This window comes from Pseudomonas cuatrocienegasensis, assembly GCF_900110925.1.
GTDB lineage: Bacteria > Pseudomonadota > Gammaproteobacteria > Pseudomonadales > Pseudomonadaceae > Aquipseudomonas > Aquipseudomonas cuatrocienegasensis.
The window spans coordinates 118,735-145,699 of record NZ_FOFP01000010.1 but is presented as its reverse complement, the minus strand read 5'-3'; the positions used below and the strand labels follow the sequence as shown (position 1 = coordinate 145,699).

Below are 26,965 nucleotides of genomic sequence, written 5' to 3'. Positions count from 1 at the left end.
AAGGCCCGATTGTAGCCCAAAGGCCATTCGCGCGTTGCCATCACGGCTGGGCTCAGCGTGCACGGTGGGCGAAGCTGTCCAGCGCGCGCTCGATGCACTGCATGGTCTTGCCCACCGCCTGCAGGGTTGGCTCTGCAATGGGGGTGCCGCCCTGGTCGGCGAATAGCAGCATGACGACCCGGCCATTGTTGGCCAGTGAACGGATCAGCAGGTGCTCGCTGGGAAACAGCCCTTTCAGTGCGCCGGGCAGCAGGGCCGAAAACTGGGCGATATTGGCGGGCGTCAGGCGCAACTGCGCCGGTGCCTGCAGCAAGCGACGCAGCACTTGGCTGTTTTGCGGGTCCAGGCTGAGGCCGGACGCGGCCTTGCTCAGACCGGCGCTCTGCTGTGCGAGCAGACGCGTGTGCTGACGATCGGCAAGCAGAATCAGCACGCGCTGCATGCCACAGGCCTGCAGCGCTGCGCAGGCGGTGGTACTGAGTTGCAGGATGTTACTGAAGGTGCTGGGTTGGGCCAGTAGCTGGCCGCACAACTGCCGCCATTGGCTGACATTCGCAGGTTTCGCTGCAGGTGGTTGCAGGGCGCGCAAATGGCTGCTGCCGGTCGGCCAGAGCAATGCCTCGGCGGGGTGCCAGAGGCCATGTTCGGCCAGGCTTTGTGCGCTGCTTACTGCCTGCTGGTGGACCAGCTGTTGCAAGCCGTCCAATGGCACCTGCAGGTACAAGCCAGCCAGACGCTGCCAGCGCAGGCTGTGCGGGCCGCTCCAGGATGCATGGGCCGACAGCGCCAGGCCGTTGGCCAGCAGAATGCTGTTGCCCGGGTGGGTCAGCCAGCGCCGCAGGTGACTGTCATCGTCCAGGCACTGCTGCTGTTGCAGCGGATGGTCGTTGTTACGGGCGATATGCAGGGCTTTGACCAGCAGGCGGCGATCGGCAACCAGCAGGCGGTAACCCTCGATAATCCATTCTGGCAAATTCCAGCGTTCGACCAGTGCCAGGCAGAGCTTGAGCAAGGGCACGCCAAGCAGCTCCCGTTCAACACGAATCGCCGGCTCACCCTTGATCAGCACCCGCTGCTCCCAGGCCTCTAGCAGTTCCGGGTATGCCGCCAGCAACGACCATAGGGGCGCGAGGAACAGCAGGCTGCCCCAGTGAATTTCCTGCCACAAGCGGGCCAGGCGGCCGCTGAACAGGCCGTTTGCCTGTTGTGTCGCATGCTGGCTGATCAGCAGCACCTGGCGTAGCGCGGGGGCAATCTCACTTTCAGGCAGGCTGGGCTGGCGCTCCAGCAGTGCCGTCGCTCGCTGCAGTCCCAGGCGGTTCAGGGCGCTTTCCAGGCTTTCCGCTGGCTCGCTGAGCACCGAGCCTTTGCGGTTGGCTTCGCGCATCACCGCGAGCACCAAGGCAGGGCTGGCCTGCATCATGCCGGCGATCTCGCGGATCGAGCGGCGGCTGTCGCCGAGAGCACGACAAACCTGTAGATGAGTCTCGCTCGCAACAGGCAGCTGCAGGCCTTCCAGCAGCTTGAGCCAGGCATCGAGAGTGCGGGGGCGCGGTAGGTTCATGGGGGTTGAGCCAAACTGGCTTTTAGCCTTAACTGGCTATAGTCTCGCGCACAACTTCCGATAAATAGAAGGGTTGTTTTGCAAAACCCTTACTACCGGCTCTGGCTCCTGCGTTTTTATGATTAAAATTCTTGGCATCATCGTTGTTTTTGGTTGTGTGCTGGGCGGGTTCATCCTGTCTGGCGGACAGTTCATGGCCCTGGTCCACCCTTTCGAGGTGCTGATCATCGGCGGCGCCGCGCTGGGTGCCTTTTTGCAGGCCAACCCCGGCAGCGCTTTCATGACCGTGTTCAAGAAGTCGCTGAAGATGTTCAGCTCGCGCTTCACCCACACTTACTACCTGGAAGTGTTGCGCCTGCTTTATGAAATCCTCAACAAAAGTCGGCGCGAAGGCATGATGGCCATCGAGGCCGATGTCGAAGACCCGGCAGCCAGCCCGATCTTCAGCAAGTACCCGGGGATTCTGAAAGACGAGCGCATGACCGCGTTTATCTGCGATTACCTGCGCATCATGTCCTCCGGCAATATGGCGCCCCATGAGCTGGAAGGGCTGTTCGATATGGAAATCGCCAGCCTCAAGGAGGAGCTTGAGCATCCCGCCCATGCAGTGGCCAAGGTCGCCGATGGCATGCCGGCGATGGGGATCGTGGCTGCCGTACTGGGGATCGTGATCACCATGTCGATTCTGGCCGAGGCGGATAACGCGGAAATCGGTCAGAAGGTGGGTACCGCGCTGGTCGGTACCTTCCTCGGTATCCTGGCCTCGTACGGTTTCTTCGGGCCGTTGTCCAATGCCCTGGAGCATGACGCCAAGGAAGAGATAAACGTCTATGAAGCGATCAAGGCTGGCCTGGTTGCTTCGGCATCGGGCATGCCGCCGTCGCTGGCGGTGGAATTCTCCCGCAAAGTCCTGTACCCGGCGCACCGGCCCAGTTTCAGTGAGCTTGAACAGGCCATGCGTGGGGGCTGATAGCAGTCATGGAAAACAATCAGCCAATCATCGTCAAACGGGTCAAGAAGGTTGCCGGTGGTCACCATGGCGGCGCCTGGAAGATCGCCTTTGCCGACTTTGCCACGGCGATGATGGCCTTCTTCCTGGTGATGTGGCTGATGACCACAGCGACCCCGGAGCAGAAAAAACTTATCTCCGGTTATTTCCAGGACCCCGTCGGCTTTTCCGAAAGCGCCAGCCCCTATGTGATTGACCTGGGCGGCACACCGACGCCGGCGCCGGACCGCACGCTCAATCCCGAGTCGGAGCCCGACAGCCAGGCCCTTGATACAGACTCGAAGGCAGCAACCGACCAACCCGACCAGGCGCAGATCGATGCGGCCCAGGCCGAGAGCATTGCCGAGGAAGTTGAGCGCGAACGTCTGGAGCTGCTGTTGCAGGAACTGCAGAACAAGGTCGAGGAAGACCCGCAGCTGCAGCGCTTCAAGGATCAGATTCTGTTCGAGATCACCCAGGACGGTTTGCGTATCCAGATCATGGATGCCGAAAATCGGCCGATGTTCGCCAGTGGCAGCTCGCAGCTGCAGCCGTATTTCGAAGACATCCTGCTGGCCCTGGTCGATACCATCAAGGCCGTGCCGAACAAGATCAGCATCAGTGGCCATACCGACGCCAAGCCGTTTGCCGGTGCAGGCGATTTCGGTAACTGGGAGCTGTCTGCCAATCGCGCCAATGCGGCACGGCGGGTGCTGATCGCCGGCGGTTATGAAGAGGATCAACTGGCGCGGGTGGTGGGTTATGCCTCGTCGGCGCTGTTCGACCGGCAGGACCCGCTCAATCCGGTCAATCGGCGCATCGACATCACGGTCCTGACCAAGCGTGCCCAGCGCGATATCGAGGGTGAGCAAACGGGCGGCGAAGCGCCTCCGGCGGCGCCAGGCGATGCCCCGGCTCAGCCGCCGGCCGCCGAGCCGCTGCAGTCGGGTGAGCTACGTGAGCGCTTGAATATCTTCGAAGATGGCGTGTTGCAGATGGACCAGCAGTAAGCCGCCGCGCCCTACAAAAAAGCCGCGTTCGACGCGGCTTTTTTGTAGGTGTATCCCGTCAATAGTCAGGTTCGGGCAGGCTGGCCAGAATATGCCGATAACTGGCCATGCGCTGGGGATGCACGCGGCCTTCCTCAAGAGCCTTGAGCAGGGCACAGCCGGGTTCGCGGTCATGCTTGCAGTCGCGAAAGCGGCATTGGCCGATCAGCTCGCCGAATTCGATAAAGCCTGCTTCGACGTCATCACGGCTGACATGCACCAGGCCGAACTCGCGAATCCCGGGGGAGTCGATCAGTTCGCCGCCGCGGGGGAAGTGGAACAGTCGCGCGGTGGTGGTGGTGTGGGTGCCCTTGCCGGTCAGCTCCGACAGCGGACCGACGCGGGTGTCGACTTCCGGTAGCAGGCTGTTGACCAGCGATGACTTGCCAACCCCGGACTGGCCAACGAATACGCTGACGTGGCCGTCCAGCTGCTGCTGCAACTGCTCCATGCCATCGCCCTGATGGGCGGACACCTCCAGCAGTGGGTAGCCGAGCTGGCGGTAGACGGCGAGCATGGCGTTGAGCGCCACGGCGTTTTGCTCGTCGATCAGGTCGGCCTTGTTCAGCAGTAGCAGCGGACGAATGCCGGCGTGTTCGGCAGCCACTAGATAGCGGTCGATCAGGTTGGCGTGGGGCTCGGGCAGCGGGGCGAAGACGATCACGATCAGATCGACGTTGGCCGCCACCGGCTTGAGCTGGCCGCGGGTGTCCGGACGACACAGCTCGGTGCTGCGCGGCAGCTGCGCGACTATCACGCCGATACCCTGGTTGCCTGCCCGCCATACCACCTGATCGCCCGTGACCATGGTCGGCAGGTTGGCGCGCAGGTGGCAGCGGAACACCTGACCCGCCAGTTCGCCATCCAGCGCTTCGACTTCGATCTGTACGCCAAAGTGGGCGATGATCAGGCCGGTCTGCTCGGGGCCGAGGTCGCCGCCTTCGAGAATCTGCACGGCCTGGGATTCGCGCTTGGCGGCGCGGGCGGCGCGCTCGCCCTGGATTTTTTCGATGCGCCAGTTTTGCCGGCGGTTGAGTTGGCGTTTGGCCATGGGGCTTCCGAGTGATGAGCGATTGTTGCGATGCGCGCGAGTCTAGCATGGCGCAGCCGGCTCCCGAGCGAGCAGGTACACTGAGGCCCTGGCCTGGGGAGGGTGATGATGGCGGCATGGATGGGGCTGGTTGGGCGTTATCCGGCGTTAGGTGCGCTGCTGGCGCAAGTGGTGGCGTGTATGGTGGTGGCTATCGCTGTGGTCGCTGCGCTGCAGCTCGGGGGTTGGCGTTTCAGTCCGTTGAGCGTGGGGCTGGTGCAGGGCGCTGTCGCTGCCTGGCTAGTGCGGCGCATGGGGTTGTCGATTTGGTGGTGGGGGCTGAGCCTGGCGTTTGTACCCGCCGTGCTGCTGGCCAACGGCGCAGCGCTGCCCTCCTGGTTGTTTTTGCTGGGCTTCGTGCTGGTGCTGTTGCTCAACTGGAACAGCATCAGTGAGCGTGTGCCGCTTTACCTGACAGGCGCCCGTAGCACCGATGCGCTGGCGACCTGGTTGGAGCGGCGCGCGCCAGATTTTCGTTTTGTTGACCTCGGCTGTGGCCCGGCAGGCGCGTTGTTATGCCTGGCACGGCGGTTTCCCGAGGCGCAGTTCGTCGGTGTCGAGACCGCGCCGCTGTCCTTTGCCATCGCCTGGCTGCGTAGCCTGGGTCGGAGTAACTGCCGCATTCGCTATGTCAGCCTGTGGCGCACCGACTTGGCCGACTTCGATGTGGCCTACTGCTTTCTCTCACCCGCACCCATGGCAGCGCTGTGGCGTAAGGCGAGTGCTGAACTGCCTACGGGCGCCTGGCTGATCAGCAACAGTTTCGAGGTGCCGGATATACCTGCCGATGAAACCCTGGCGCTGCACGATTGGCGTCAGTCGCGGCTGATGCTGTGGCGCATGGGCCACTGATTATTCGCTAGACTGTGCCCTCTAGCCGAGGAGCGCCCCATGCAGAACCCAACCAACCTGATCTGGATCGACCTGGAAATGACCGGTCTGGACCCGGATACCGATGTCATCATCGAGATGGCCACCATTGTCACCGACAGCCAGCTGAATATCCTGGCTGAAGGCCCGGTAATTGCTGTGCACCAGAGTGATGAGCGCCTGGCCGCCATGGATGAGTGGAACACCCGTACCCACGGCGACAGCGGCCTGACCCAGCGGGTGCGCGAAAGCACCATCAGCCAGGCCGAGGCCGAGGCGCAGACCATTGCCTTTCTTGAGCAGTGGGTGCCGGCGGGCAAGTCGCCGATCTGCGGCAACAGCATTGGCCAGGATCGGCGCTTTCTGTATCGCTACATGCCGACCCTGGAAGCCTATTTCCATTACCGCTACCTGGATGTCTCGACCCTGAAGATCCTTGCCGGCCTGTGGGCGCCGCAGCTCAAGGACGGCTTCCAGAAGCGCGGTACGCACCAGGCGCTGGATGACATTCGCGAGTCGATCGCCGAGCTGGCTTACTACCGCGAGCATTTCCTCAAGGTGTAAGCGCCGCAGTCTGCGCGCCGCGTTGGGCATGTTGCGCCAATGCCCAGCTCACGTGCTCGCGCACCAGCTCGCTGGGGTGTAAACGGCGCGCGTTCAGCGCTTCGAGCACCGGAATGGTTGAGGGCGCATTGCCCAGGCCGACTGCCAGGTTGCGCAGCCAGCGCTCGTAACCGGCGCGGCGCAGCGGCGAGCCCTCGGTGCGGGCAAGAAACTCCGTTTCACTCCACAGAAACAGTTCGGCCAGCGAGCTGTTGTCCAGGCCGTGGCGTGGCTGGAAGTCGGCTTGCTCAGTTGGGCGGGCGAAGCGGTTCCAGGGGCAGACCATCTGACAGTCGTCGCAGCCGAATACCCGGTTGCCGATGGGCGCGCGCAGCTCAAGCGGGATGGGACCTTTCAGCTCGATGGTCAGGTAAGAGATGCAGCGGCGCGCGTCGAGCACATAAGGGCTGACGAAGGCCGCGGTGGGGCAGATGTCCAGGCAGGCCGTGCAGCGTCCGCAATGCTCCGTGGCATGGGGCGGGTCCACCGGCAGCGCCAGGTCGACGAACAATTCGCCGAGAAAGAAGTAGCTGCCAGCTTTGCGGTTGAGCACCAGGGTGTTTTTACCGATCCAGCCCAGGCCGGCTTGTTCGGCGATGGCTTTTTCCAGCACCGGCGCGCTGTCGACGAAGGCCCGGTAGCCAAACGGGCCGATGGCCGCCTGAATGCGTTCGGCCAGTTGCTGCAGGCGTTTGCGGATCAGTTTGTGGTAGTCGCGGCCCAGGGCGTAGCGCGAGACATAGGCCTGCTCGGGGGCAGCCAGGCGCTCGGCCATCTGCGTATCGCCCGGTAGGTAATCCATACGCAGCGAAACCACCCGCAACGTGCCCGGCACCAGTTCGTCAGGATGCGAGCGTTTGCTGCCATGGGCGCCCATATAGTCCATTTCGCCCTGGTAACCGGCGTCCAGCCAACGTTGCAAGTGTGCCTCGTGTTCGCCCAGGCTCACGTCGGCGATGCCCACCTGCTGGAAGCCCAGCTCGCGGCCCCAGTCCTTGATCGACTGGGCGAGGTGGGCGAGATCGGGTATTGGCGTGGGCATACAGGCAGGTAACCGGAGCAGAGGTGCGTATAATTCTGCCAGACATCGGAGCCCGCGCATGCCGCATTCAGCAGACAATCTTCCCGACGCGCTCTACAGCGCTGCCCAAGTGCGGGCGCTGGACGCGCGTCTGATCGCCGCCGGCACTCCCGGCTTCACCCTGATGAGCCGTGCGGCCCATGCGCTCTGGCGCCTGTTGCGCCAGCGCTGGCCGGCTGCAGGCGCCCTGACGGTCATGGCGGGCGGCGGTAATAATGCCGGTGACGGTTACCTGGTGGCCGAGCTGGCGCAGCGTGCTGGTTGGCGGGTGCAGGTGCTAGCACTGGCTGCACCCGCAGCGCTGCGTGACGATGCCGCACGCGCCTATGCCGCTGCCCGCGACGCTGGGGTGAAGGTACACCTGTGGGGTGGGCAGGCTGAGCTTGATGGCGTGGTGCTCGATGCCTTGCTCGGCACCGGGCTGCGCGATGCGGTGCGGGCGCCCTACGCCGAGGCCATCGCGCGGATCAATACCAGTGGCTTGCCGGTGCTGGCCGTGGATATTCCCTCTGGACTCTGCGCCGATACCGGCTGTGTGTTGGGTGTGGCGGTACGCGCCGATGTCACGCTAACCCTGATTGGGCTGAAACTTGGCCTGTTTACCGGGGCCGGTCCGGATCAGGTCGGCACGCTGCTGTTCGATGGGCTGCAGGCCGAGCCGGCACTGGTGGCCGAGCAGGGCTGCAGTGCCCGGCGCCTCAGCCGCAATAATCTGCAGCGGTTGCCAGCGCGGGCGCGCAGCACTCACAAGGGGCAGCTGGGCCATGTGTTGGTAGTGGGCGGTGATCACGGCATGGCGGGGGCGGCCCTGTTGTCGGCGCAAAGTGCTTTGCGCAGCGGTGCCGGCATGGTCTCGCTGGCGACCCGCGAGGCGCACCAGAGTGCGGCCCAGGCACGCCTGCCCGAAGTGATGGCAGTTGCGGTGGCCTCGGGTAATCAGTTGCTGGCATTGGGCGCGCGGGCCAGTGTTTGGGTGGTCGGGCCAGGGCTCGGTCAGCAGGCTTGGGCGCGCAGCTTGCTGTCGGTTGCAGCGGTTAGTTCGGCTGCGCAGGTCTGGGATGCGGACGCGCTGAACCTGCTGGCGCTCGGGGTGGTCCAGATCCCCGCCGGCAGTGTGGTCACACCGCACCCGGCGGAAGCGGCACGCTTGCTGGGGATAACCACGGCGGCGGTGCAGGCCGATCGACCCGCTGCCGCGCGTGCGCTGGCGGCCCGTTATCAGGTGGTGTGCGTGCTCAAGGGCGTCGGCAGCCTGGTGGCAGCGCCGGGCGGCGAGCTCTGGCTGTGCGATCACGGTGACCCGGTGATGGCGGGTGCAGGGTTAGGGGATGTGCTTGCCGGTTTGATCGGCGCCTTGCGTGGGCAAGGTCTATCGGCGTTGGACGCGGCGCGGCTGGGCGTGTGGTTGCACGCGCGCGCCGGCGAATACCTGGCGGCGCAGGGGATCGGCCTGGCGGCCAGCGACCTGTGCGTAGCCATTCGACATTTATTACAGGAGCTGGACGTTGAACGAGCTTGAACTGCTGGCCGACGACGAGGCGGCGATGCTGGCCCTGGGCGCGCGCATCGCCAGTGTGACCGCTGGTCGCGGGGTGATCTATCTGGAAGGTGACCTGGGCGCCGGCAAGACCACCCTGTCGCGCGGCATTATTCGCGCTCTGGGCCATGTAGGCGCGGTGAAAAGCCCGACCTTTACCCTGGTCGAACCCTACGAGCTGCCGGGTGTGCGGGCCTATCACTTCGATCTGTACCGCTTGGTCGACCCGGAAGAGTTGGAATACCTGGGTATTCGCGATTACTTCGACGGCGAAGCATTGTGCCTGGTTGAATGGCCGCAGCGCGGTGTCGGCGTTTTGCCAAAGGCCGACCTGCACATTACCATTGGCCCGCATGCCGCGGGGCGGCGCCTGCAATTGCAGGCGCAAGGGCCGCGTGGTGAAGCCTGGTGTGCCGCTTTGGCCGCCGGAGCATGATTATCAAGATGGGGTTGGGTATGCGCATAAGCGCGCGTGTTATCGCGGTGGGAATGGTGCTGGCAGCGCTGGCTGTCGAGGCCCTGGCCGCCTCGGATGTGCGCAGTGTGCGCTTGTGGCGGGCGCCGGATAACACGCGGCTGGTGTTCGACCTGTCGGGACCGGTGAAGCACAGCGTGTTCACCCTGACGTCGCCCAACCGCATCGTGGTCGATATCACTGGCGCCAAGTCGATGACCGGCTTTGACGGCCTGGCCCTGGCCAATACGCCCATCACCGGTGTGCGCTCGGCTCAGCGTGGCCCTGAAGAGCTGCGCGTGGTGATCGACCTGTCAGCACCGGTGACGCCCAAGAGCTTCACCCTGGCGCCGAATCAGCAGTACGGTGATCGCCTGGTAGTCGACTTGTTCGACCAGGGCGCCGATACCCAGCCGAGCCTGCCCGACACCACAGTCGCCTCGGCACCGCCCGTGCCCGTGACGCCGACCCAGGCGCCGACCAAGCTGGTGCCGGTGCCCAACGGCAAGCGTGACATCGTGATTGCCATCGACGCCGGTCATGGCGGCGAGGACCCGGGTGCGTTGTCGCCGGTCAAAGGCCAGTACGAAAAGCACGTGACCCTGGCCATTGCCAAGGAACTGCAACGCCAGATCAATGCGGAGAAGGGTTTCCGTGGTGAGCTGGTGCGTACCGGTGACTACTTCATTCCGCTGCGCAAACGCACTGAGATTGCGCGCAAGAAAGGCGCTGATCTGTTCGTCTCGATTCATGCCGATGCCGCGCCACGCGCTGCAGCCTTTGGCGCCTCGGTGTACGCCCTGTCCGACCGCGGGGCTACTTCGGAGACCGCGCGCTGGCTGGCGGATTCGGAAAACCAGTCCGACCTGATCGGCGGTGCTGGCAACGTCAGCCTGGACGACAAGGACCGTATGCTCGCTGGTGTGTTGCTCGACCTGTCGATGACCGCTTCACTGTCTTCCAGCCTGAACGTCGGCAACAAGGTCCTTACCAACATGGGTCGCATCACCCCGCTGCACAAGCGCCGGGTCGAACAGGCGGGCTTTATGGTGCTGAAGTCCCCAGACATTCCATCGATCCTCGTCGAGACGGGGTTTATCTCCAATCCGAACGAGGCGCGCAAACTGGCCAGCGCCAGCCATCAGCAGGCGCTGGCGCGCTCAATTACCAGTGGCGCCAAGCAGTTCTTCCAGCAGAATCCGCCGCCGGGGACCTATGTGGCCTGGCTGCGTGACACCGGCAAGATCGCCCAGGGGCCGCGCGATCATGTGGTCAGCTCAGGGGAAAGCCTGGCATTGATCGCCCAGCGCTACCAGGTCAGCCTCGCCGCATTGCGCAGCGCCAATAACCTCAAGTCGGATGTGATCAAGGTGGGCCAGACCCTGCAGGTACCGGCCACAGCGCTGGCGGCACAGCCATGAGTGGCGGTTCGCGCATCCAGCTGCTGAGCCCGCGGCTGGCGAACCAGATCGCCGCCGGCGAGGTGGTCGAGCGACCGGCCTCGGTGATCAAGGAACTGTTGGAAAACAGCCTGGACTCGGGCGCCCGGCGTATCGAAGTCGAGGTCGAACAGGGTGGTGTCAAGCTGCTGCGGGTGCGCGACGATGGCAGTGGTATTGCCGCCGATGACCTGCCGCTGGCCCTGGCCCGCCACGCCACCAGCAAGATTCGTGAGCTCGAAGACCTCGAACAGGTCATGAGCCTGGGCTTTCGTGGCGAGGCCCTGGCCTCGATCAGTTCGGTCGCGCGCCTGACCCTCACCTCGCGTACCGCCGAGGCCGATCAGGCCTGGCAGGTGGAGACCGAAGGCCGCGACATGCAGCCGCGGGTACAGCCCGCAGCGCATCCGGTGGGTACCTCGGTCGAGGTGCGTGACTTGTTCTTCAACACACCAGCGCGGCGCAAGTTCCTCAAGGCCGAGAAAACCGAATTCGATCATCTGCAGGAAGTGATCAAGCGTCTGGCCCTGGCGCGCTTCGATGTTGCTTTCCACCTGCGGCATAACGCCAAGACCATTCTTGCTCTGCACGAGGCGCCGGATGATGTCAGCCGCGCGCGCCGGGTGGCCGCCGTGTGCGGCGCAGCGTTTCTCGAGCAGGCGCTGCCGATCGAAATCGAACGCAGCGGGCTGCGCCTGTGGGGCTGGGTCGGGCTGCCGACCTTTTCCCGCAGCCAGGCGGATTTGCAGTATTTCTACGTCAACGGGCGCACCGTGCGCGACAAGCTGGTCGCCCATGCTGTGCGCCAGGCCTATCGCGACGTGCTGTTCAACGGCCGGCATCCGACGTTCGTGCTGTTTCTCGAGATCGACCCGGCGGTGGTCGACGTCAACGTGCACCCGACCAAGCATGAAGTGCGCTTTCGCGACGGGCGCATGGTGCATGACTTCCTCTACGGCACCTTGCACCGCGCCCTCGGTGAAGTGCGCCCGGAAGACCAGCTAGCCGCGCCGGCCGCCATCGCGCCCATGGTGCGCCCGTCCGGGCCGGCTGCTGGCGAGTTCGGCCCGCAGGGCGAGATTGGCCTGGCAGCCAGTGTGCTTGAGCGCCCGGCGAGTGATTCCGTGTGGCGCTCACCAGGCGCCGGTTACCAGGGGCAGCGCCCGCCATCCGGCTCGGCGTTGCCGGCGGCTGAGGCTCAGGGCGCTTACCAGGCGTTCTTCGCCCCGCTGCCGACGCAGGCGCCTGTCAGCCTGCCAGAGGCCCAGGGCGATGTGCCGCCGCTGGGCTATGCCATTGCTCAGCTCAAGGGCGTGTATATCCTCGCGGAAAACGTCCAGGGCCTGGTGCTGGTGGATATGCACGCCGCCCATGAACGCATCATGTACGAGCGTCTAAAAGTGGCGATGGCCACCGAAGGCTTGCGCAGCCAACCGCTGCTGGTGCCGGAGTCGATCGCCCTGAGCCAGCGCGAAGCCGACTGCGCTGAGGAGCATGCCGAGTGGTTCCAGCGCCTGGGCTTCGAGCTGCAGCGTTTGGGGCCGGAGAGTCTGGCCATTCGCCAGATTCCCGCGCTGCTCAAGCAGGCCGAGGCCACGCGACTGGTCGCGGATGTGCTGGGTGACCTGCTCGAATACGGCACCAGTGACCGCATCCAGGCGCACCTTAATGAGCTGCTCGGCACCATGGCCTGTCACGGTGCGGTGCGCGCCAATCGGCGCCTGACCCTGCCTGAGATGAACGGCCTGTTACGAGACATGGAAAACACCGAGCGCAGCGGTCAGTGCAACCATGGGCGGCCGACCTGGACCCAGTTGGGCATGGATGACCTCGACAAGCTGTTCCTACGGGGGCGCTGAGATGCTGCATGCTGATACCGGGGTGCTTGCGCAGCGGCCCCCGGCCATTTTTCTCATGGGCCCGACTGCGGCCGGCAAGACCGATCTGGCCCTGGCGCTCGCCGACGTGTTGCCGTGCGAGCTGATCAGCGTCGATTCCGCGCTGGTTTACCGCGGTATGGACATCGGCACGGCCAAGCCCGATGCGGCGACCCTGGCACGCTACCCGCACCGGTTGATCGATATTCTCGACCCCGCGCAGAGCTATTCGGCTGCCGAGTTTCGTGCGGATGCACTGGCTGCCATGGCCGAGATCAGCGCACGGGGCAAGATTCCCCTGCTGGTCGGCGGCACCATGCTTTATTTCAAGGCGCTACTTGAGGGGCTGGCGGACATGCCGGCTGCCGACGCGCAGGTCCGCGCCGAGCTCGAAGCCCGCGGTCAGGCCGAGGGCTGGGAGGCCTTGCACCGCGAGCTGGCCCTGCTCGACCCGGTGTCGGCGGCGCGTATCCATCCCAATGACCCGCAGCGCCTGACCCGTGCGTTGGAGGTCTATCGGGTGAGCGGCCTGACCATGACCGAGCACCGTGCCCGGCAGGCTGCGGAAAATGTCGCGGCGTTGGCATCGGGCGCTGGGCAATTCCCCTATACTGTCGCCCAGTTAGCCATTGCCCCTGTCCAGCGGGAGGTGCTGCATGCGCGCATCGCGCAACGTTTTTCGCTGATGCTGGAACAGGGCTTCATCGGCGAGGTCGAACGCCTGCGCCAACGCAGTGACTTGCATGTTGGGCTGCCGTCCATACGGGCGGTGGGGTATCGCCAGGTCTGGGATTACCTCGATGGCCAGTTTGGCGAGGCCGAAATGCTCGAGCGCGGCGTGATCGCCACGCGTCAGTTGGCCAAGCGACAGTTCACCTGGTTACGCGGTTGGGGCGATCTACACTGGCTGGACAGCCTGGCCTGTGACAATCTGCCGCGTGCCTTGAAATACCTGAAGTCGGTCTCCATATTGACCTGAGACCTTGCCGTTGGCCGTCTATCCTTGGGGGTATGGCTGCCTTAAGCCGTTCGCTGGTTTACTAAAAACTATTTGTTTATTGATCCTTAAAGGAGTGCGGCACATGTCAAAAGGGCATTCGCTACAAGACCCTTACCTGAATACCTTGCGTAAGGAACGCGTCCCGGTTTCCATCTACCTGGTCAACGGCATCAAGCTGCAGGGCCAGATCGAATCCTTCGACCAGTTCGTCATCTTGCTGAAGAACACCGTCAGCCAGATGGTTTACAAGCACGCCATTTCCACCGTGGTTCCGAGCCGCCCGGTCCGTCTGCCGAGCGCATCCGAAACCGAACAGGCTGATGCCGAGCCCGGTAACGCCTGATCCACGCGTCTGAGCAAAGGAGGCTGTATTGTTTTTCGAGCGCCATGAAGGGGGTGAGCGGGCCATTCTGGTTCATCTGGATGGTCAGGACTCCGAGGCGAGCGAAGATCCGCAAGAATTTCGTGAGCTGGCAATTTCTGCCGGCGCCGATGCGGTGGCCTTCCTCAGCGTGCCAAGCAATCGCCTGACGGCGAAGTACCTGATTGGCAGCGGCAAGGTTGAAGAGTTGCGTGACCAGGTCAAGCTCACTGAGGCGGATCTGGTGATCTTCAACCATGTGCTGACGCCCAGTCAGGAGCGCAACCTTGAGCGTGTGTTCGAGTGTCGAGTATTGGACCGCACTGGTCTGATCCTCGACATTTTTGCGCAGCGTGCCCGCACCCATGAGGGTAAGTTGCAGGTCGAACTGGCCCAGCTCGACCACATGAGCACGCGCCTGGTACGCGGCTGGACCCACCTTGAGCGGCAGAAGGGCGGGATCGGCTTGCGTGGGCCGGGTGAAACCCAGCTGGAAACCGACCGCCGTTTGTTGCGGGTGCGTATCCGTCAGATCAAGCAGAAACTAGAAAAGGTCCGCAGCCAGCGCGAGCAGGCACGGCGGGGGCGGCGTCGCGCGGATATTCCGTCGGTGTCCCTGGTCGGCTACACCAACGCCGGCAAGTCGACGCTGTTCAATGCCTTGACCGAGTCGCGGGTATTTGCCGCGGACCAGTTGTTCGCAACCCTTGACCCAACCTTGCGCCGTCTGGAACTCGACGACCTCGGGCCTATCGTGCTGGCTGATACCGTGGGCTTTATCCGCCATCTGCCGCACAAGCTGGTCGAGGCGTTCCGCGCCACGTTGGAGGAGTCGAGCAACTCGGACCTGCTGCTGCACGTGATCGATGCCCATGAGCCCGAGCGGGATCAGCAGATCGAGCAGGTACTGGCCGTGCTCGGTGAGATTGGTGCGCAGGACCTGCCGATGCTTGAGGTGTATAACAAGCTGGACTTGCTCGATGGTGTCGAGCCGCAGATTCAGCGCGATGCCGATGGCAAGCCGCAGCGCGTCTGGTTGTCGGCCCGCGAAGGCCGTGGGCTGGACCTGCTGCAGCAGGCCGTGGCCGAGCTGCTGGGCAATGATCTGTTTATCGGTACGCTCAGCCTGCCGCAAGGCTTGGGGCGTCTGCGTGCACAGTTTTTCCAGTTGGGTGTGGTGCAAAGCGAAGCGCACAGCGAAGATGGCAACAGTTTGCTGGCTGTGCGGGTGCCGCGCGCCGAACTCAACCGGCTGGTCAGCCGCGAGGGTTTGCAGCCTTCACAGTTCATCGAGCAACACACTTTGCAATAAAGCCTGAGGCAGTCACTTTGCCGTGGGTGGCAGGCATTCGGTAGCATTGGTCGGCGCGCCGTGGGCGCGCCTTTGCTTTATCAGATGGAGAGCGCTATGGCTTGGAATGAGCCGGGTGGCAACTCGAATAATCAGGACCCGTGGGGCGGCCGCAAAGGCGGCGATCGCAAGGGTCCGCCGGATCTCGACGAAGCCTTCCGCAAGCTGCAGGACAGCCTTAACGGTTTGTTCGGCGGTGGCAAGAAACGTGGCAGTGACGAGGGCACCGGCAAAGGCGGCGGCTTCGGCCTGCTGTTTATCGGCTTGGCCGTATTGGCGGCCGTATGGCTGTACAGCGCGATCTATGTCGTCGACGAGCAGGAGCAGGCGGTTGTCCTGCGTTTCGGCAAGTACTACGAAACCGTAGGGCCGGGCCTGAACATCTACTTCCCGCCGATCGATCGCAAGTTCCAGGAAAACGTGACGCGCGAGCGTGCTTACAGTAAGCAAGGGCAGATGCTCACTGAAGATGAAAACATCATCGAAGTGCCGCTGACCGTGCAGTACCGCGTGAGCAACCTGCAGGACTTCGTGCTCAACGTCGACATGCCTGAGGTTAGCCTGCAGCACGCGACCGACAGTGCGGTTCGCCATGTCGTGGGTTCCACCGAGATGGACCAGGTGCTGACCGAAGGTCGTGAGCTGATGGCCAGTGAGGTCAAGGAGCGCTTGCAGCGTTTCCTCGATACGTATCGCACCGGCATCCTGGTGACCCAGGTCAACTTGCAGAGCGCTGCGGCGCCGCGCGAAGTACAGGAAGCGTTCGATGACGTGATCCGCGCGCGTGAAGATGAGCAGCGTGAGAAGAACCAGGCCGAAACCTACGCCAATGGTGTGGTGCCTGAGGCTCGTGGTCAGGCGCAGCGCCTGATCGAGGACGCCAACGGTTATCGCGACGAAGTGGTTTCCCGCGCCCAGGGTGAGGCCAACCGCTTTACCGCACTGGTTGCCGAATACCGTAAAGCGCCTGAGGTAACTCGTCAGCGCTTGTACCTGGATACCATGCAGGAACTCATGAGCAATACCAGCAAGGTCCTGGTGACCGGCGACAAGGGGCAGAACAACCTGCTCTATCTGCCGCTGGACAAAATGATCGACAGCCGCAGTGGTTCGACGCCTAGCCAGGTTACGGGTGGCGCGTCTGCTGGTGAGCTCGGTGCGCGCGTCGGTAGCGACATGCGTCAGCCTGATGTGCGTGTAAGGGAGAGCCGTTGATGAGCAATAAATCACTGGTTGCCTTGATCGCCATCGTGGTCGTGGCTGTCGTCGGCTTCAACAGCTTCTATATCGTCTCGCAAACCGAGCGTGCGGTGCTGTTGCAGTTCGGTCGTATCGTCCAGCCGGACGTGCAGCCTGGCTTGCACATGAAGATTCCTTACGTCAACCAGGTGCGCAAGTTCGATGCGCGTCTGCTGACCCTGGATTCGAGCAGCTCGCGTTTCCTCACCCTGGAGAAAAAGGCGCTGATGGTCGACGCCTACGCCAAATGGCGTGTTCAGGATGCCGAGCGTTTCTACACCGCAACATCGGGCATGAAGCAGATCGCCGACGAGCGCCTGGCGCGTCGTCTTGAAGCGTCGCTGCGTGACCAGTTCGGTAAGCGCACCCTGCACGAGTCTGTGTCGGGTGAGCGTGATGCGCTAATGGCTGACGTAACGGCTTCGCTTAACCGCGCGGCCCAAACCGAGCTGGGCATCGAAGTGGTCGACGTACGCGTCAAGGCGATTGATCTGCCCCGCGAAGTGAACCGTAGCGTGTTTGATCGCATGAGCTCCGAGCGTGAGCGTGAGGCCCGTGAGCACCGCGCCAAAGGTAAGGAGTTGGCCGAAGGTATTCGTGCCGACGCCGACCGTCAGCGCCGTGTGCTGCTGGCCGAGGCTTACCGCCAGGCGGAAGAGCTGCGCGGTGATGGTGACGCCCAGGCGGCAGCTATCTACTCGCAGGCTTATGGTCAGGATCAAGAGTTCTACGCGTTCTACCGCAGCCTGCGTGCTTACCGTGAAAGCTTCGCGGACAAGCGTGACGTGCTGGTGCTGGACCCGAGCAGCGACTTCTTCCGTTACCTGGAACAGTCCAAGCCCTGAGGGCCGCCCGGCGGACGCCAGTCGTCCGCCGGGTGACCGTTCGGTAAAACGTGGTATCATGCGGCAGCCGGGAAAATCCCGGCTTTTTTGCGTCTGTGGTATTCAAGTTGCCGGATTGTGGCGCTGTTTCATGTTGATGCAGCCGCCTGGGTTTAGCCCGGCAATCAATGAGTGGGCCCGCGTGGGTCGACATTCTTTTGGCTTCACTGAAGGCTTGTGCCGCCCGGTTCAAGAGGGGAATGGCGAAATGGCAACGGTAGACCGCTGGCTGCTGCCAGATGGCATCGAAGAAGTACTGCCGCCGGAAGCGGCGCGCATCGAAGTCGCGCGCCGTCAGGTGCTGGATCTGTTCCAGCGCTGGGGCTATGAATTCGTGGTAACACCGCATATCGAGTACCTGGAGTCGCTGTTGACCGGCGCCGGTCAGGACCTGGATCTGCGCACCTTCAAGGTGACCGATCCGCTCTCCGGCCGGCAGATGGGCTTTCGTGCCGACATCACGCCGCAGGTGGCGCGTATTGACGCGCATACCCTGCGCCGCGAAGGGCCGAGCCGGCTGTGCTACGCCGGCAGCGTGCTGCATGCGCAGCCGCGTGCGCTGACCACCTCGCGCAGCCCGATTCAGCTGGGCGCCGAGCTGTATGGCGACGCCAGCCCGGCCAGTGATGTGGAAGTCATCAGCCTGCTGGTCGATACCCTCGAGCTGTCCGCTGTACCGGATGTGCACATGGACCTTGGCCATGTGGGCATCTACCGCGGCCTGGCCCGCGCTGCCGAACTCTCCGGCGAGGTCGAGCAGCAGCTGTTCGACGCCCTGCAGCGCAAGGCGCTGGATGAAATCGATGCGCTCACCGCTGAGTTGCCCGAGCACTTGGCGCGCATGCTGCGCGCACTGGGCGAGCTGTGTGGCAGTCGCGACGTGCTCGACCTGGCCCAGGCTTGTCTGGTTGATGCGCCGGATGAAGTGCATGGCGCGCTCGACGAGCTGGTGGCGATTGCCGACGCGCTTGAGTTGCGCCACCCCGAGCTGCCGCTGTATTTCGATCTGGGCGAGTTGCGCGGTTACCACTACCACACGGGTGTGGTGTTTGCGGCGTTCGTGCCGGGCGTGGGCTATGCGATTGCCCAGGGCGGTCGCTATGACGACATTGGCGCTGACTTTGGGCGTGCGCGGCCGGCGACGGGTTTCTCCACTGACCTGAAGACATTGGTTACGCTCGGGCAGATGGAGTTGGGCGAGGCGCCGCGCGGTATCTGGGCGCCCGATCATCATGACCTTTACCTGTGGCAGGCCGTGCAACGCCTGCGCCGCGAAGGCGCGCGCGTGGTCCAGGCTCTGCCGGGTCAGCCGCTGAGCGATGCCGTCGCCGCCGATTGCGACCGTCAGTTAGTGCTGCAGGACGGGCGTTGGCAGGTCATGCCGTTGGCGCACTGAGGCGCTGCTGAAATCACCAGATTGGCTATCCTGAATTGTTTGTGTCGGCCACGGCCGGCTTCCAGCTTGCGCGAAGAGGACAAGTGTTATGGGTAAGAATGTCGTAGTCCTGGGCACCCAGTGGGGCGATGAGGGCAAGGGCAAGATCGTCGACCTGCTCACCGAACAGGCTGCTGCTGTCGTGCGCTACCAGGGTGGCCACAATGCGGGCCACACGCTGGTGATCGACGGTGAGAAAACCGTTCTGCACCTGATCCCGTCGGGCATCCTGCGCGAAGGCGTGCAGTGCCTGATCGGCAATGGCGTGGTGGTCGCGCCGGATGCCTTGATGCGCGAGATCATCAAGCTCGAGGAGAAGGGTGTGCCGGTGCGCGAGCGTCTGCGTATCAGCCCGTCGTGCCCGCTGATCCTGCCGTACCACGTGGCCCTCGACCAGGCGCGGGAAAAGGCCCGCGGCGACGCGAAGATCGGCACCACCGGGCGCGGCATCGGCCCGGCCTACGAAGACAAGGTGGCGCGTCGCGGCCTGCGTATCGGTGACCTGTTCCACCGCGAGCGCTTTGCCGCCAAGCTCGGTGAGTTGCTCGACTATCACAACTTCGTGCTGGTCAATTACTACAAAGAGCCGGCGATCGACTTCCAGAAGACCCTCGATGAGTGCATGGGCTACGCCGAGCTGCTCAAGCCGATGATGACCGACGTCACTGCGGTGCTGCACGAGATGCGCCGCGAATCGCGTGACATCATGTTCGAAGGCGCCCAGGGTTCGCTGCTGGATATCGACCACGGCACCTACCCCTATGTCACCAGCTCGAATACCACTGCGGGCGGTATCGCCACCGGTTCCGGGTTCGGGCCGATGTACCTGGACTACATCCTGGGTATCACCAAGGCCTACACCACCCGCGTCGGGTCGGGGCCGTTCCCCACTGAGCTGTTCGACGAAACCGGTGCCTTCCTGGCCAAGCGCGGTCACGAGTTCGGCTCCACCACAGGGCGTGCGCGCCGCTGCGGCTGGTTCGATGCGGTCATCCTGCGTCGCGCCATCGAGATCAACAGCATCTCCGGGTTGTGCCTGACCAAACTCGATGTGCTCGATGGCCTGGAAAGCATCTGCATCTGTGTCGGTTACAAGGACGCGGACGGCCAGGTGCTGGTGGATGCGCCGACCGATGCCGACAGCTACCTGGGTTTGCAGCCGGTGTACGAGGAGCTGCCGGGTTGGAGCGAGTCGACCCTGGGTGCCAAGACCCTGGATGAGCTGCCCGCCAATGCCCGTGCGTATATTGAGCGCGTAGAGGCGCTGGTCGGTGCGCCGATCGATATCATCTCCACCGGGCCGGATCGCAACGAGACCATCGTCCTGCGTCACCCGTTCGCCTAAACCGTTGCTGTTGAGCAAAGGGTCGCTTCGTGCGGCCCTTTGTCGTTTCTGGTGCGGACTTTGCGTGCCGATGCTGGCATTACAGTATTTCGTGTCGTGGCCGATGCATCTGGCGTTGGGCTTCATTTATCTGGGGAAGGGAGCGCTGTATTCGCCATGTTGTCCTTATTGCATAGCCGGCTGTTGCGCCCGGTGTTCGTTGCGTTGGTGGTGGCCATTGGTGTTCAGGTAGTGGTCTCTGTCTGGTTGACCGGTAGCACGGTCGATGGCCTGGTGCTTGGCTTATCTGCTCGCTTGCAGGAAGACGGTCAACGTTTGGGCGGTGAGCTGGAGGCTGCGGAACAGGAGGTGGTGCAGGGCCTGGCGAGTCTGGCGAGCAGCACACGTCAAGGTTTGAGTGCATCGCTGTCCGAGCGTCTCAAGGGTGAGCAGGCGCAGTTGCGTGAGGTGCTTGAGCAAAATCTCAAGCAGTCCGGCGCCTCCATGGCGCAGGTGCTGGCCGGCGTAGCGCCCAAGGCCATCTGGGATGCGGATGTGCCTGCTCTGACCGCGTTCACGCGGATCGTGCAGCGTGATCCGGCGGTGCTTTTTGCGGTGTATTACGACGCCCAGGGCAACCGGCTGACGCGCAACTTCAATCGCAGCGACCCGCGGGTGCGCGAGCTTGTGGCTGACGGTCAGGGCGCAACACCCCTTGAGAAACTCGTCGAAGCTGCCTCGCGCAACCCGCAAGTGTATGTGGTCGAGGCGTCGATCAGCCCAATGGGGGATGCGATTGGCAAGGTTCAGCTGGGTATTTCCATGGCGGCCATCGAGCAGGAATTGCAGGCGCTGGATCAGCGTTTCACTGCGCTGACCGACAGCGCCGGTAGCTTGGTCGATAGCAGCCTGGCGGGCGCTGCCCGCGACAGCACCCAGGCCTTGCAGGCGCGCCTCGAGCAGGCGCAGCAGGCTGCGAGCGGTATGGCGCAGAACAGCTTGGGCGCTTTGCGCGAGGCGACTGATCAATTGCGTTGGCGCATTGCGCTCGGCTTGCTGGTGGTGGGCTTGCTGGCGCTACTGGTGGTAGCAGCGGTGCTTGGTTGGCGGGTGCTTAGCCGTCTGCGCTTGTTGATCGTCGCGCTGCGCGACCTGGCCGAGGGTGAAGGTGATCTGACTCGACGGGTCAGTTTCGACAGTCGTGATGAGGTGGGTGAGATGGCCGAGGCGGTTAACCGCTTTGTCGCCAAGCTGCAGCCGGTGGTGCGAGAGGCGGGTGATGTCGCTTCGCGTACCGGGCAGGAAATCGCCAGCCTGGCGGCGCGCAGTGCTGCCGCAGAGCAGGCTACGGCGCGTCAGCGTGACGAGGTGGCTGAGAGCCTGCAGGCATTGGCGCACATGGCCAGTGAAGCCCAGGCGGAAAGCCAGGTGATGCAAGGTGCGCTGCAGCAGGTGGCGGCGATTCGCCAGTCGACCCATGACAGTGCCGCGATCGCCACGCGGGTGGGTGGTGCCATCGACGAACTGGTACGCCGGGTCGAGGATGGCTCGACCGTTATCAAGCGGCTGGCAACCCAGAGTGAGCAGATCGAAGAGGTGTTGACGGTGATCCAGTCGATTGCCGAGCAGACCAACCTGCTTGCCCTGAACGCCGCCATCGAGGCGGCGCGGGCTGGCGAGAGTGGCCGCGGCTTTGCCGTGGTCGCCGATGAGGTGCGGGCCCTGGCGAGCAAGACGCAGCAGTCCACCGGCGATATCCAGACGCACATCGGTGCGCTGCAAAAAGGCGCCCGCGATGCGGTGGCGGCCATCGGCCAAGCTGGTGAGCAGGCGACCCTGGGCCTGCAGGCATTGCGCGAGAGTGCGCGGGTGCAGCAATCGGTACAGGCGGCGGTGGAGGAGGTGCATGGGGCGATCAACACCGCGACCCAGGCCTCGGCCCATCAGGCGCAGGGGGCTGATGATGTGCGCGTGCGTGTTGAAGTGATTCATGCCCAGGCAGAGCAGGCGGCGCAGGCGGTTGCGGCGACGGCGGCCAGTGGGCGCGTGCTCGATGGCCTGGCGGCGCAGTTGAAGGCAAGCCTGGGGCAATTTCGCGTATAGCGCTTGAGCGCAGGCCGCCTTAGGCCTGCGCTTGAGGGTGGTGGGGTAAATCGCAGGCAATAAAAAACCGAGTCAGCTGACTCGGTTTTTTGTATTGGTGCCCAGGAGAAGACTCGAACTTCCACGACCGTAAGGTCACCAGCACCTGAAGCTGGCGTGTCTACCAATTTCACCACCTGGGCGTGCAATCTTCGTCGTGACCGACACGGAGCGTTGCATCCGTTACACTAGATTCGATGTCGCCATCGTACCTGTTGAATTTGGTGCCCAGGAGAAGACTCGAACTTCCACGACCTTGCGGCCACTGATACCTGAAACCAGCGCGTCTACCAATTCCGCCACCTGGGCACTGAAACGGATGATTGCTCATCTGTTCCGTGTTACAACGTCTGCTCGACGCTGTGGGCGCGAACTATACGGTCGCGCTTTTACCTTGTAAACCCCCGGTGGTGAAAAATTATTGTCGCTGAAAGCTGACCCGGAGGGCGCTTTCGCGCTTCAATAGGCACATGGCAAAACGAATTTGTGTACATAAGGTGAATGACCTCTAATGGCCGATTGGCAATCCCTCGATCCCGAGGCCGCTCGTGAAGCGGAAAAATACGAAAACCCTATTCCCAGCCGCGAGCTGATCCTTCAGCACCTCGCCGAGCGCGGCTCCCCGGCTAACCGCGAGCAGCTGCTCGACGAGTTTGGCCTGACCACCGAAGAGCAGATCGAAGCGCTACGGCGCCGGCTGCGCGCGATGGAGCGTGATGGTCAGTTGATCTACACGCGTCGCGGCACCTACGCACCGGTGGACAAGCTGGATCTGATCCTGGGGCGCATCAGCGGCCACCGCGATGGCTTCGGCTTTCTGGTGCCGGATGACGGCAGTGATGACCTGTTCCTCAGCCCGGCGCAGATGCGTCTGGCGTTCGATGGTGACCGTGCCCTGGCACGGGTATCGGGCCTGGATCGGCGTGGTCGCCGCGAAGGCGCCATCGTCGAGGTGATCCACCGCGCCCATGAGTCCATCGTCGGGCGTTACTACGAAGAGAGTGGTGTGGGCTTCGTGGTCGCCGATAACCCGAAGATCCAGCAGGAAGTGCTGGTGACGCCGGGGCGTAACGCCGGGGCCAAACAAGGTCAGTTCGTCGAGGTGAAGATCACTCACTGGCCGACGCCGCGTTTCCAGCCCCAGGGCGATATCGTCGAAGTGGTTGGCAACTATATGGCGCCGGGCATGGAAATCGACGTGGCGCTGCGCAGCTATGACATCCCCCATGTCTGGCCGGATGCGGTGATCAAGGAAGCACACAAGCTCAAGCCCGAAGTGGAAGAGAAGGACAAGGAAAAGCGCCTCGATCTGCGCCACCTGCCCTTCGTCACCATTGATGGCGAGGACGCCCGCGACTTCGACGATGCCGTTTATTGCGAGAAGAACGGCAGCAACTGGCGCCTGTTCTCCGGCGGCTGGAAGCTTTATGTGGCGATTGCCGACGTCTCCCATTACGTCAAGGTCGACTCGGCGCTCGACGCCGAAGCCCAGGTGCGCGGCAACTCGGTGTATTTCCCAGAGCGGGTTATCCCGATGCTGCCCGAGGAGCTGTCCAACGGCCTGTGCTCGCTGAACCCGCATGTCGACCGCCTGGCCATGGTCTGTGAGATCAGCATCTCCAAGACCGGCAAGATGACCGACTACAAGTTCTCCGAAGCAGTGATTCACTCTCACGCGCGGCTGACCTACAACAAGGTCAGCGCCATGCTCGAGGACCCCAAGGGCAGCGAAGGCAAGGCCTTGCGCAGCGAGTACAAGGAAGTGCTGCCGCACCTCAAGCAGCTCTATTCGCTGTACCAGGTGTTGCTGGCGGCGCGGCATGAGCGCGGTGCGATCGATTTTGAAACCCAGGAAACCCGGATCATCTTCGGTGCCGGGCGCAAGATCGCCGAGATCCGTCCGACCCAGCGCAACGACGCACACAAGCTGATCGAAGAATGCATGCTGGCGGCCAACGTGGCCACGGCGGCGTTCATGCAAAAGCACGGCATTCCCGCGCTGTATCGCGTGCACGACGGTCCGCCGCCTGAGCGTGTGGAAAAGCTCAAGGCCTTCCTCACCGAGATTGGCCTGTCGCTGCACCGCGGCAAATCCAAGGAAGGGCCGACGCCCAAGGATTACCAGCTGCTGCTGGAGAGTATTCGCGGGCGTCCGGATTACCACCTGATCCAGACCGTCATGCTGCGCTCGCTCAGCCAGGCGGTGTACAGCGCCGATAACCAGGGCCACTTCGGCCTGAATTACGATGCCTATGCACACTTCACGTCGCCTATTCGTCGCTACCCGGATCTGCTGATCCATCGGGCCATTCGCAGCGTTATTCGCTCCAAGCAGGATACGCCACACGTGGTGCGTACCGGCGCGGCCACTATGCCCAAGGCACGCATCTACCCGTACGATGAGGCGGTACTCGAGCAGTTGGGCGAGCAGTGCTCGATGTCCGAGCGGCGTGCCGACGAGGCCACCCGTGACGTGGTCAACTGGCTCAAGTGCGAGTTTATGAAGGACCGTGTGGGCGAGACTTTCCCGGGGGTGATCACCGCGGTAACCGGCTTTGGCCTGTTCGTCGAGCTGACTGACATCTATGTCGAAGGCCTGGTGCATGTCACCGCGTTGCCGGGTGACTATTACCACTTCGATCCTGTGCACCATCGCCTGGCCGGCGAGCGCACTGGGCGCAGCTTTCGCCTGGGCGACAGTGTCGAGGTCAAGGTCATGCGGGTCGATCTTGACGAGCGCAAGATCGACTTCGAACTGGGCCAGGGTACTGTCGATGCGCCCATTGGGCGTAAGCGTCGTGGCAGTGAAGGCAGTGCGCCGAGTAATACCGACGTGCAGAAGAGCCGCGATATCAAGAAGGCCCTGCTCGCCGAATCCAAGAGCAAGCCTGCCGCGGGCCGTGGTGGCAAGCCGGCCGCGCGCACGGACAGCGACAGCAAACCGCGCAAAGGGCCAGCCAAGAGCGGCGCAGGCTCGGCGGGTGGTGCGCGCAAGCGCAAGGCCAAGTCATGAGCAATCTGGAAAAAATCTACGGCGTGCATGCCGTAGAGGCGTTGTTGCGCCACCACCCCAAGCGGGTCAAGCAGATCTGGCTGGCCGAGGGGCGTAATGATCCGCGGGTGCAGGTGCTTTTGGCGCTGGCTGCGGATGCGCGGGTGGCGGTCGGGCAGTGTGAGCGCCGCGAGATGGATGCCTGGGTCGAAGGTGTGCACCAGGGCGTGGTGGCTGATGTGAGCCCCAGTCAGGTATGGGGTGAGCAGATGCTCGAAGAGCTGCTCGATCGCAGCGAGGGCGCGCCCTTGCTGTTGGTGCTCGATGGCGTCACCGATCCGCACAATCTGGGCGCTTGCCTGCGTACCGCCGATGCAGCCGGTGCGCTTGCGGTAATCGTGCCCAAGGACAAGTCGGCCACGCTCAACGCCACGGTGCGTAAGGTGGCGTGTGGCGCGGCCGAGGTCATTCCGTTGGTGGCTGTGACCAACCTCGCACGCACGCTGGAGAAACTCCAGCAGCGCGGCTTGTGGGTGGTCGGTACGGCCGGTGAGGCCGAGCGCTCGCTGTATGAGCAGGACCTGACCGGGCCGACTGTGCTGATCATGGGCGCCGAGGGCAAAGGCATGCGTCGCCTGACCCGCGAGCACTGCGATTACCTGGTCAAGCTGCCGATGGCGGGCAGCGTCAGCAGCCTGAACGTGTCGGTGGCAACGGGCGTATGCCTGTTCGAGGCATTGCGTCAGAGAGGCAGCGCCAAGTCGTAAGCGGAAAAGCAAAGCGTGACCGCCATTAGCGTGGCGCCCCCACGCTCGCTTGCAGTCTGCTCAATTTTTCACCAGTTCACCTTGCTTGTGCGCGGGGGCTTCTCTAGAATGGCGCCCCTTGCCGCCACGGCAGGCGCTTGCGCGCCTAGACGTTTTGGCAAGACACACCAGTGAAATTCACTCCTTGCCTGACCGCGTTTGGCGGCAGGCTACAACCCGTAAGGAGCATTTATGCGTCATTACGAAATCATCTTTCTGGTTCACCCGGACCAGAGCGAGCAAGTCGGCGGCATGGTTGAGCGTTACACCAAGCTGATCGAAGAAGACGGCGGCAAGATTCACCGCCTGGAAGATTGGGGCCGTCGTCAGCTGGCTTACGCCATCAACAACGTCCACAAAGCCCACTACGTGATGCTCAACGTAGAGTGCACCGGCAAGGCCCTGGCCGAGCTGGAAGACAACTTCCGCTACAACGATGCTGTGATCCGTAACTTGGTCATCCGTCGCGACGAAGCTGTTACCGATCAGTCCGAAATGCTGAAAGCTGAGGAAAATCGTAGCGAGCGTCGTGAGCGTCGTGATCGTCCTGAAAGCGCTGACTCCGCCGATGGCGATGACAGCGACAACAGCGACAGCGACAACGCTGACGAGTAATCCACGGATCTATTGAGGAGCCAATCCCATGGCACGTTTCTTCCGTCGTCGTAAATTCTGTCGTTTCACCGCAGAAGAAGTGAAAGAGATCGATTTCAAAGATCTCAACACCCTGAAAGCCTACATCTCGGAAACCGGCAAGATCGTTCCTAGCCGTATCACCGGTACCAAGGCTCGTTATCAGCGTCAGCTGGCTACCGCTATCAAGCGCGCCCGCTTCCTGGCCCTGCTGCCCTACACCGACAGCCACGGCCGCTGAGACCG

General features: G+C 63.2%; 23 protein-coding genes, 2 tRNA genes and 1 pseudogene. 21 read left to right on the top strand and 5 right to left on the bottom strand.

The genetic code is table 11. From position 1 onward, the window contains the following. Window positions 1-52: 52 nt before the first annotated feature. Window positions 53-1,564 (bottom strand): HDOD domain-containing protein, encoded by a 1,512-nt coding sequence (locus BMW49_RS15085; protein WP_069519658.1) that lies wholly within the window; start codon window positions 1,562-1,564, stop codon window positions 53-55. 118 nt (window positions 1,565-1,682) lie between these two features. Between BMW49_RS15085 and motA the strand changes: the two genes are divergently transcribed. Both motA and motB read left to right on the top strand, forming a co-directional pair. Then, window positions 1,683-2,534: a flagellar motor stator protein MotA gene (motA, locus tag BMW49_RS15080; RefSeq protein ID WP_069519657.1), complete on the top strand. Its 852-nt coding sequence runs from the start codon at window positions 1,683-1,685 to the stop codon at window positions 2,532-2,534. 8 nt (window positions 2,535-2,542) lie between these two features. Next, window positions 2,543-3,562, top strand: a complete 1,020-nt coding sequence (motB, locus tag BMW49_RS15075) for a flagellar motor protein MotB (RefSeq protein WP_069519656.1) — start codon at window positions 2,543-2,545, stop codon at window positions 3,560-3,562. 58 nt (window positions 3,563-3,620) lie between these two features. Here the strand turns inward: motB and rsgA are convergent, their stop codons facing one another. Continuing rightward, a complete protein-coding gene (rsgA, locus tag BMW49_RS15070) occupies window positions 3,621-4,652 on the bottom strand; it encodes a small ribosomal subunit biogenesis GTPase RsgA (RefSeq protein WP_069519655.1) in 1,032 nt (343 codons plus the stop codon). Window positions 4,653-4,760: 108 nt separating this feature from the next. On the opposite strand from rsgA, the gene BMW49_RS15065 reads away from it, so the two are divergent. Together BMW49_RS15065 and orn are read left to right on the top strand one after the other, a co-directional pair. Then, window positions 4,761-5,543, top strand: a complete 783-nt coding sequence (locus BMW49_RS15065; RefSeq protein WP_341864817.1) for a class I SAM-dependent methyltransferase — start codon at window positions 4,761-4,763, stop codon at window positions 5,541-5,543. A gap of 39 nt (window positions 5,544-5,582) precedes the next feature. Next, window positions 5,583-6,125 carry an oligoribonuclease gene (gene orn / locus BMW49_RS15060; protein ID WP_069519653.1) on the top strand — a complete coding sequence of 181 codons (543 nt, stop codon included), beginning with the start codon at window positions 5,583-5,585 and terminating at the stop codon, window positions 6,123-6,125. Here the strand turns inward: orn and queG are convergent. Continuing rightward, window positions 6,115-7,206 carry a tRNA epoxyqueuosine(34) reductase QueG gene (gene queG / locus BMW49_RS15055; RefSeq protein WP_069519652.1) on the bottom strand — a complete coding sequence of 364 codons (1,092 nt, stop codon included), beginning with the start codon at window positions 7,204-7,206 and terminating at the stop codon, window positions 6,115-6,117. The two genes, orn and queG, sit on opposite strands and share 11 nt — an antisense overlap. Window positions 7,207-7,264: 58 nt before the next feature. Here queG and BMW49_RS15050 point away from each other — a divergent pair, with 58 nt between their 5' ends. The 13 genes and pseudogenes from BMW49_RS15050 to BMW49_RS25655 all read left to right on the top strand — a co-directional run bounded on the left by BMW49_RS15050 (window position 7,265) and on the right by BMW49_RS25655 (window position 22,249). Then, window positions 7,265-8,764, top strand: a complete 1,500-nt coding sequence (locus tag BMW49_RS15050) for a bifunctional ADP-dependent NAD(P)H-hydrate dehydratase/NAD(P)H-hydrate epimerase (RefSeq protein ID WP_069519651.1) — start codon at window positions 7,265-7,267, stop codon at window positions 8,762-8,764. After that, window positions 8,751-9,218 (top strand): tRNA (adenosine(37)-N6)-threonylcarbamoyltransferase complex ATPase subunit type 1 TsaE, encoded by a 468-nt coding sequence (gene tsaE / locus BMW49_RS15045; protein ID WP_069519650.1) that lies wholly within the window; start codon window positions 8,751-8,753, stop codon window positions 9,216-9,218. Before BMW49_RS15050 ends, tsaE begins: the two co-directional genes overlap by 14 nt. An 8-nt stretch (window positions 9,219-9,226) precedes the next feature. After that, window positions 9,227-10,657, top strand: coding sequence for an N-acetylmuramoyl-L-alanine amidase (locus tag BMW49_RS15040; RefSeq protein WP_208600972.1), 1,431 nt, complete (start codon window positions 9,227-9,229; stop codon window positions 10,655-10,657). After that, complete coding sequence (gene mutL, locus BMW49_RS15035; protein WP_069519649.1) at window positions 10,654-12,534, top strand: DNA mismatch repair endonuclease MutL; 1,881 nt, start codon at window positions 10,654-10,656, stop codon at window positions 12,532-12,534. The genes BMW49_RS15040 and mutL overlap by 4 nt, the downstream gene beginning before the upstream one ends. 1 nt (window position 12,535) lies before the next feature. Then, a complete protein-coding gene (gene miaA, locus BMW49_RS15030; protein WP_069519648.1) occupies window positions 12,536-13,531 on the top strand; it encodes a tRNA (adenosine(37)-N6)-dimethylallyltransferase MiaA in 996 nt (331 codons plus the stop codon). 103 nt (window positions 13,532-13,634) lie between these two features. Continuing rightward, a complete protein-coding gene (gene hfq, locus BMW49_RS15025) occupies window positions 13,635-13,895 on the top strand; it encodes an RNA chaperone Hfq (RefSeq protein WP_069519647.1) in 261 nt (86 codons plus the stop codon). A 28-nt stretch (window positions 13,896-13,923) separates the two neighbouring features. Continuing rightward, the gene (hflX, locus tag BMW49_RS15020; protein ID WP_069519646.1) at window positions 13,924-15,225 is read left to right on the top strand and encodes a ribosome rescue GTPase HflX; all 1,302 of its coding nucleotides are present in this window, start codon (window positions 13,924-13,926) and stop codon (window positions 15,223-15,225) included. 96 nt (window positions 15,226-15,321) lie between these two features. Further along, complete coding sequence (gene hflK, locus BMW49_RS15015) at window positions 15,322-16,479, top strand: FtsH protease activity modulator HflK (protein ID WP_069519645.1); 1,158 nt, start codon at window positions 15,322-15,324, stop codon at window positions 16,477-16,479. Then, window positions 16,479-17,348 carry a protease modulator HflC gene (gene hflC, locus BMW49_RS15010; RefSeq protein ID WP_069519644.1) on the top strand — a complete coding sequence of 290 codons (870 nt, stop codon included), beginning with the start codon at window positions 16,479-16,481 and terminating at the stop codon, window positions 17,346-17,348. The genes hflK and hflC overlap by 1 nt, the downstream gene beginning before the upstream one ends. Before the next feature lie 247 nt (window positions 17,349-17,595). Then, window positions 17,596-18,783 (top strand): ATP phosphoribosyltransferase regulatory subunit, encoded by a 1,188-nt coding sequence (locus BMW49_RS15005; RefSeq protein WP_069519643.1) that lies wholly within the window; start codon window positions 17,596-17,598, stop codon window positions 18,781-18,783. Window positions 18,784-18,871: 88 nt separating this feature from the next. Then, on the top strand, window positions 18,872-20,167 hold the full coding sequence (locus tag BMW49_RS15000; protein ID WP_069519642.1) for an adenylosuccinate synthase: 1,296 nt from the start codon (window positions 18,872-18,874) through the stop codon (window positions 20,165-20,167). A 156-nt stretch (window positions 20,168-20,323) separates the two neighbouring features. Continuing rightward, window positions 20,324-21,391, top strand: a pseudogene (locus tag BMW49_RS25660) (HAMP domain-containing protein); the annotation flags it as partial. Continuing rightward, entirely contained in the window at window positions 21,365-22,249 is an 885-nt protein-coding gene (locus tag BMW49_RS25655) for a methyl-accepting chemotaxis protein (protein ID WP_371850879.1), read from the top strand. The pseudogene BMW49_RS25660 and the gene BMW49_RS25655, both read left to right, overlap by 27 nt. A gap of 95 nt (window positions 22,250-22,344) precedes the next feature. On the opposite strand, the gene BMW49_RS14990 is transcribed toward BMW49_RS25655, so the two are convergent. Together BMW49_RS14990 and BMW49_RS14985 are read right to left on the bottom strand one after the other, a co-directional pair. Beyond that, window positions 22,345-22,431: transfer RNA gene (locus BMW49_RS14990), tRNA-Leu, on the bottom strand. Window positions 22,432-22,510: 79 nt separating this feature from the next. Beyond that, window positions 22,511-22,597 (bottom strand) — tRNA-Leu (locus tag BMW49_RS14985). A gap of 202 nt (window positions 22,598-22,799) precedes the next feature. Between BMW49_RS14985 and rnr the strand changes: the two genes are divergently transcribed. The 4 genes from rnr (at window position 22,800) to rpsR (ending at window position 26,960) form a co-directional block, all read left to right on the top strand. After that, on the top strand, window positions 22,800-25,301 hold the full coding sequence (gene rnr / locus BMW49_RS14980) for a ribonuclease R (RefSeq protein ID WP_069519640.1): 2,502 nt from the start codon (window positions 22,800-22,802) through the stop codon (window positions 25,299-25,301). Further along, window positions 25,298-26,047 carry a 23S rRNA (guanosine(2251)-2'-O)-methyltransferase RlmB gene (gene rlmB, locus BMW49_RS14975; protein ID WP_069519639.1) on the top strand — a complete coding sequence of 250 codons (750 nt, stop codon included), beginning with the start codon at window positions 25,298-25,300 and terminating at the stop codon, window positions 26,045-26,047. The genes rnr and rlmB overlap by 4 nt, the downstream gene beginning before the upstream one ends. 231 nt (window positions 26,048-26,278) lie before the next feature. Continuing rightward, window positions 26,279-26,701 carry a 30S ribosomal protein S6 gene (gene rpsF, locus BMW49_RS14970; protein ID WP_069519638.1) on the top strand — a complete coding sequence of 141 codons (423 nt, stop codon included), beginning with the start codon at window positions 26,279-26,281 and terminating at the stop codon, window positions 26,699-26,701. Between the two features lie 28 nt (window positions 26,702-26,729). After that, window positions 26,730-26,960, top strand: a complete 231-nt coding sequence (rpsR, locus tag BMW49_RS14965) for a 30S ribosomal protein S18 (RefSeq protein WP_069519637.1) — start codon at window positions 26,730-26,732, stop codon at window positions 26,958-26,960. Window positions 26,961-26,965 lie beyond the last annotated feature (5 nt).

Excerpts from the sequence above, each read along its gene's own strand:
- queG (WP_069519652.1), bottom strand. The coding sequence starts at position 7,206 with ATGCCCACGCCAATACCCGATCTCGCCCACCTCGCCCAGTCGATCAAG.
- BMW49_RS15040 (WP_208600972.1), top strand. The coding sequence starts at position 9,227 with ATGGGGTTGGGTATGCGCATAAGCGCGCGTGTTATCGCGGTGGGAATG.
- orn (WP_069519653.1), top strand. The coding sequence starts at position 5,583 with ATGCAGAACCCAACCAACCTGATCTGGATCGACCTGGAAATGACCGGT.
- BMW49_RS15050 (WP_069519651.1), top strand. The coding sequence starts at position 7,265 with ATGCCGCATTCAGCAGACAATCTTCCCGACGCGCTCTACAGCGCTGCC.
- BMW49_RS15000 (WP_069519642.1), top strand. The coding sequence starts at position 18,872 with ATGGGTAAGAATGTCGTAGTCCTGGGCACCCAGTGGGGCGATGAGGGC.
- motA (WP_069519657.1), top strand. The coding sequence starts at position 1,683 with ATGATTAAAATTCTTGGCATCATCGTTGTTTTTGGTTGTGTGCTGGGC.
- hflK (WP_069519645.1), top strand. The coding sequence starts at position 15,322 with ATGGCTTGGAATGAGCCGGGTGGCAACTCGAATAATCAGGACCCGTGG.
- BMW49_RS15065 (WP_341864817.1), top strand. The coding sequence starts at position 4,761 with ATGGCGGCATGGATGGGGCTGGTTGGGCGTTATCCGGCGTTAGGTGCG.
- mutL (WP_069519649.1), top strand. The coding sequence starts at position 10,654 with ATGAGTGGCGGTTCGCGCATCCAGCTGCTGAGCCCGCGGCTGGCGAAC.
- rpsR (WP_069519637.1), top strand. The coding sequence starts at position 26,730 with ATGGCACGTTTCTTCCGTCGTCGTAAATTCTGTCGTTTCACCGCAGAA.
- motB (WP_069519656.1), top strand. The coding sequence starts at position 2,543 with ATGGAAAACAATCAGCCAATCATCGTCAAACGGGTCAAGAAGGTTGCC.
- rpsF (WP_069519638.1), top strand. The coding sequence starts at position 26,279 with ATGCGTCATTACGAAATCATCTTTCTGGTTCACCCGGACCAGAGCGAG.
- BMW49_RS15005 (WP_069519643.1), top strand. The coding sequence starts at position 17,596 with ATGGCAACGGTAGACCGCTGGCTGCTGCCAGATGGCATCGAAGAAGTA.
- rnr (WP_069519640.1), top strand. The coding sequence starts at position 22,800 with ATGGCCGATTGGCAATCCCTCGATCCCGAGGCCGCTCGTGAAGCGGAA.
- rsgA (WP_069519655.1), bottom strand. The coding sequence starts at position 4,652 with ATGGCCAAACGCCAACTCAACCGCCGGCAAAACTGGCGCATCGAAAAA.
- rlmB (WP_069519639.1), top strand. The coding sequence starts at position 25,298 with ATGAGCAATCTGGAAAAAATCTACGGCGTGCATGCCGTAGAGGCGTTG.
- hflC (WP_069519644.1), top strand. The coding sequence starts at position 16,479 with ATGAGCAATAAATCACTGGTTGCCTTGATCGCCATCGTGGTCGTGGCT.
- BMW49_RS15085 (WP_069519658.1), bottom strand. The coding sequence starts at position 1,564 with ATGAACCTACCGCGCCCCCGCACTCTCGATGCCTGGCTCAAGCTGCTG.
- BMW49_RS25655 (WP_371850879.1), top strand. The coding sequence starts at position 21,365 with ATGGCCGAGGCGGTTAACCGCTTTGTCGCCAAGCTGCAGCCGGTGGTG.
- miaA (WP_069519648.1), top strand. The coding sequence starts at position 12,536 with ATGCTGCATGCTGATACCGGGGTGCTTGCGCAGCGGCCCCCGGCCATT.
- hfq (WP_069519647.1), top strand. The coding sequence starts at position 13,635 with ATGTCAAAAGGGCATTCGCTACAAGACCCTTACCTGAATACCTTGCGT.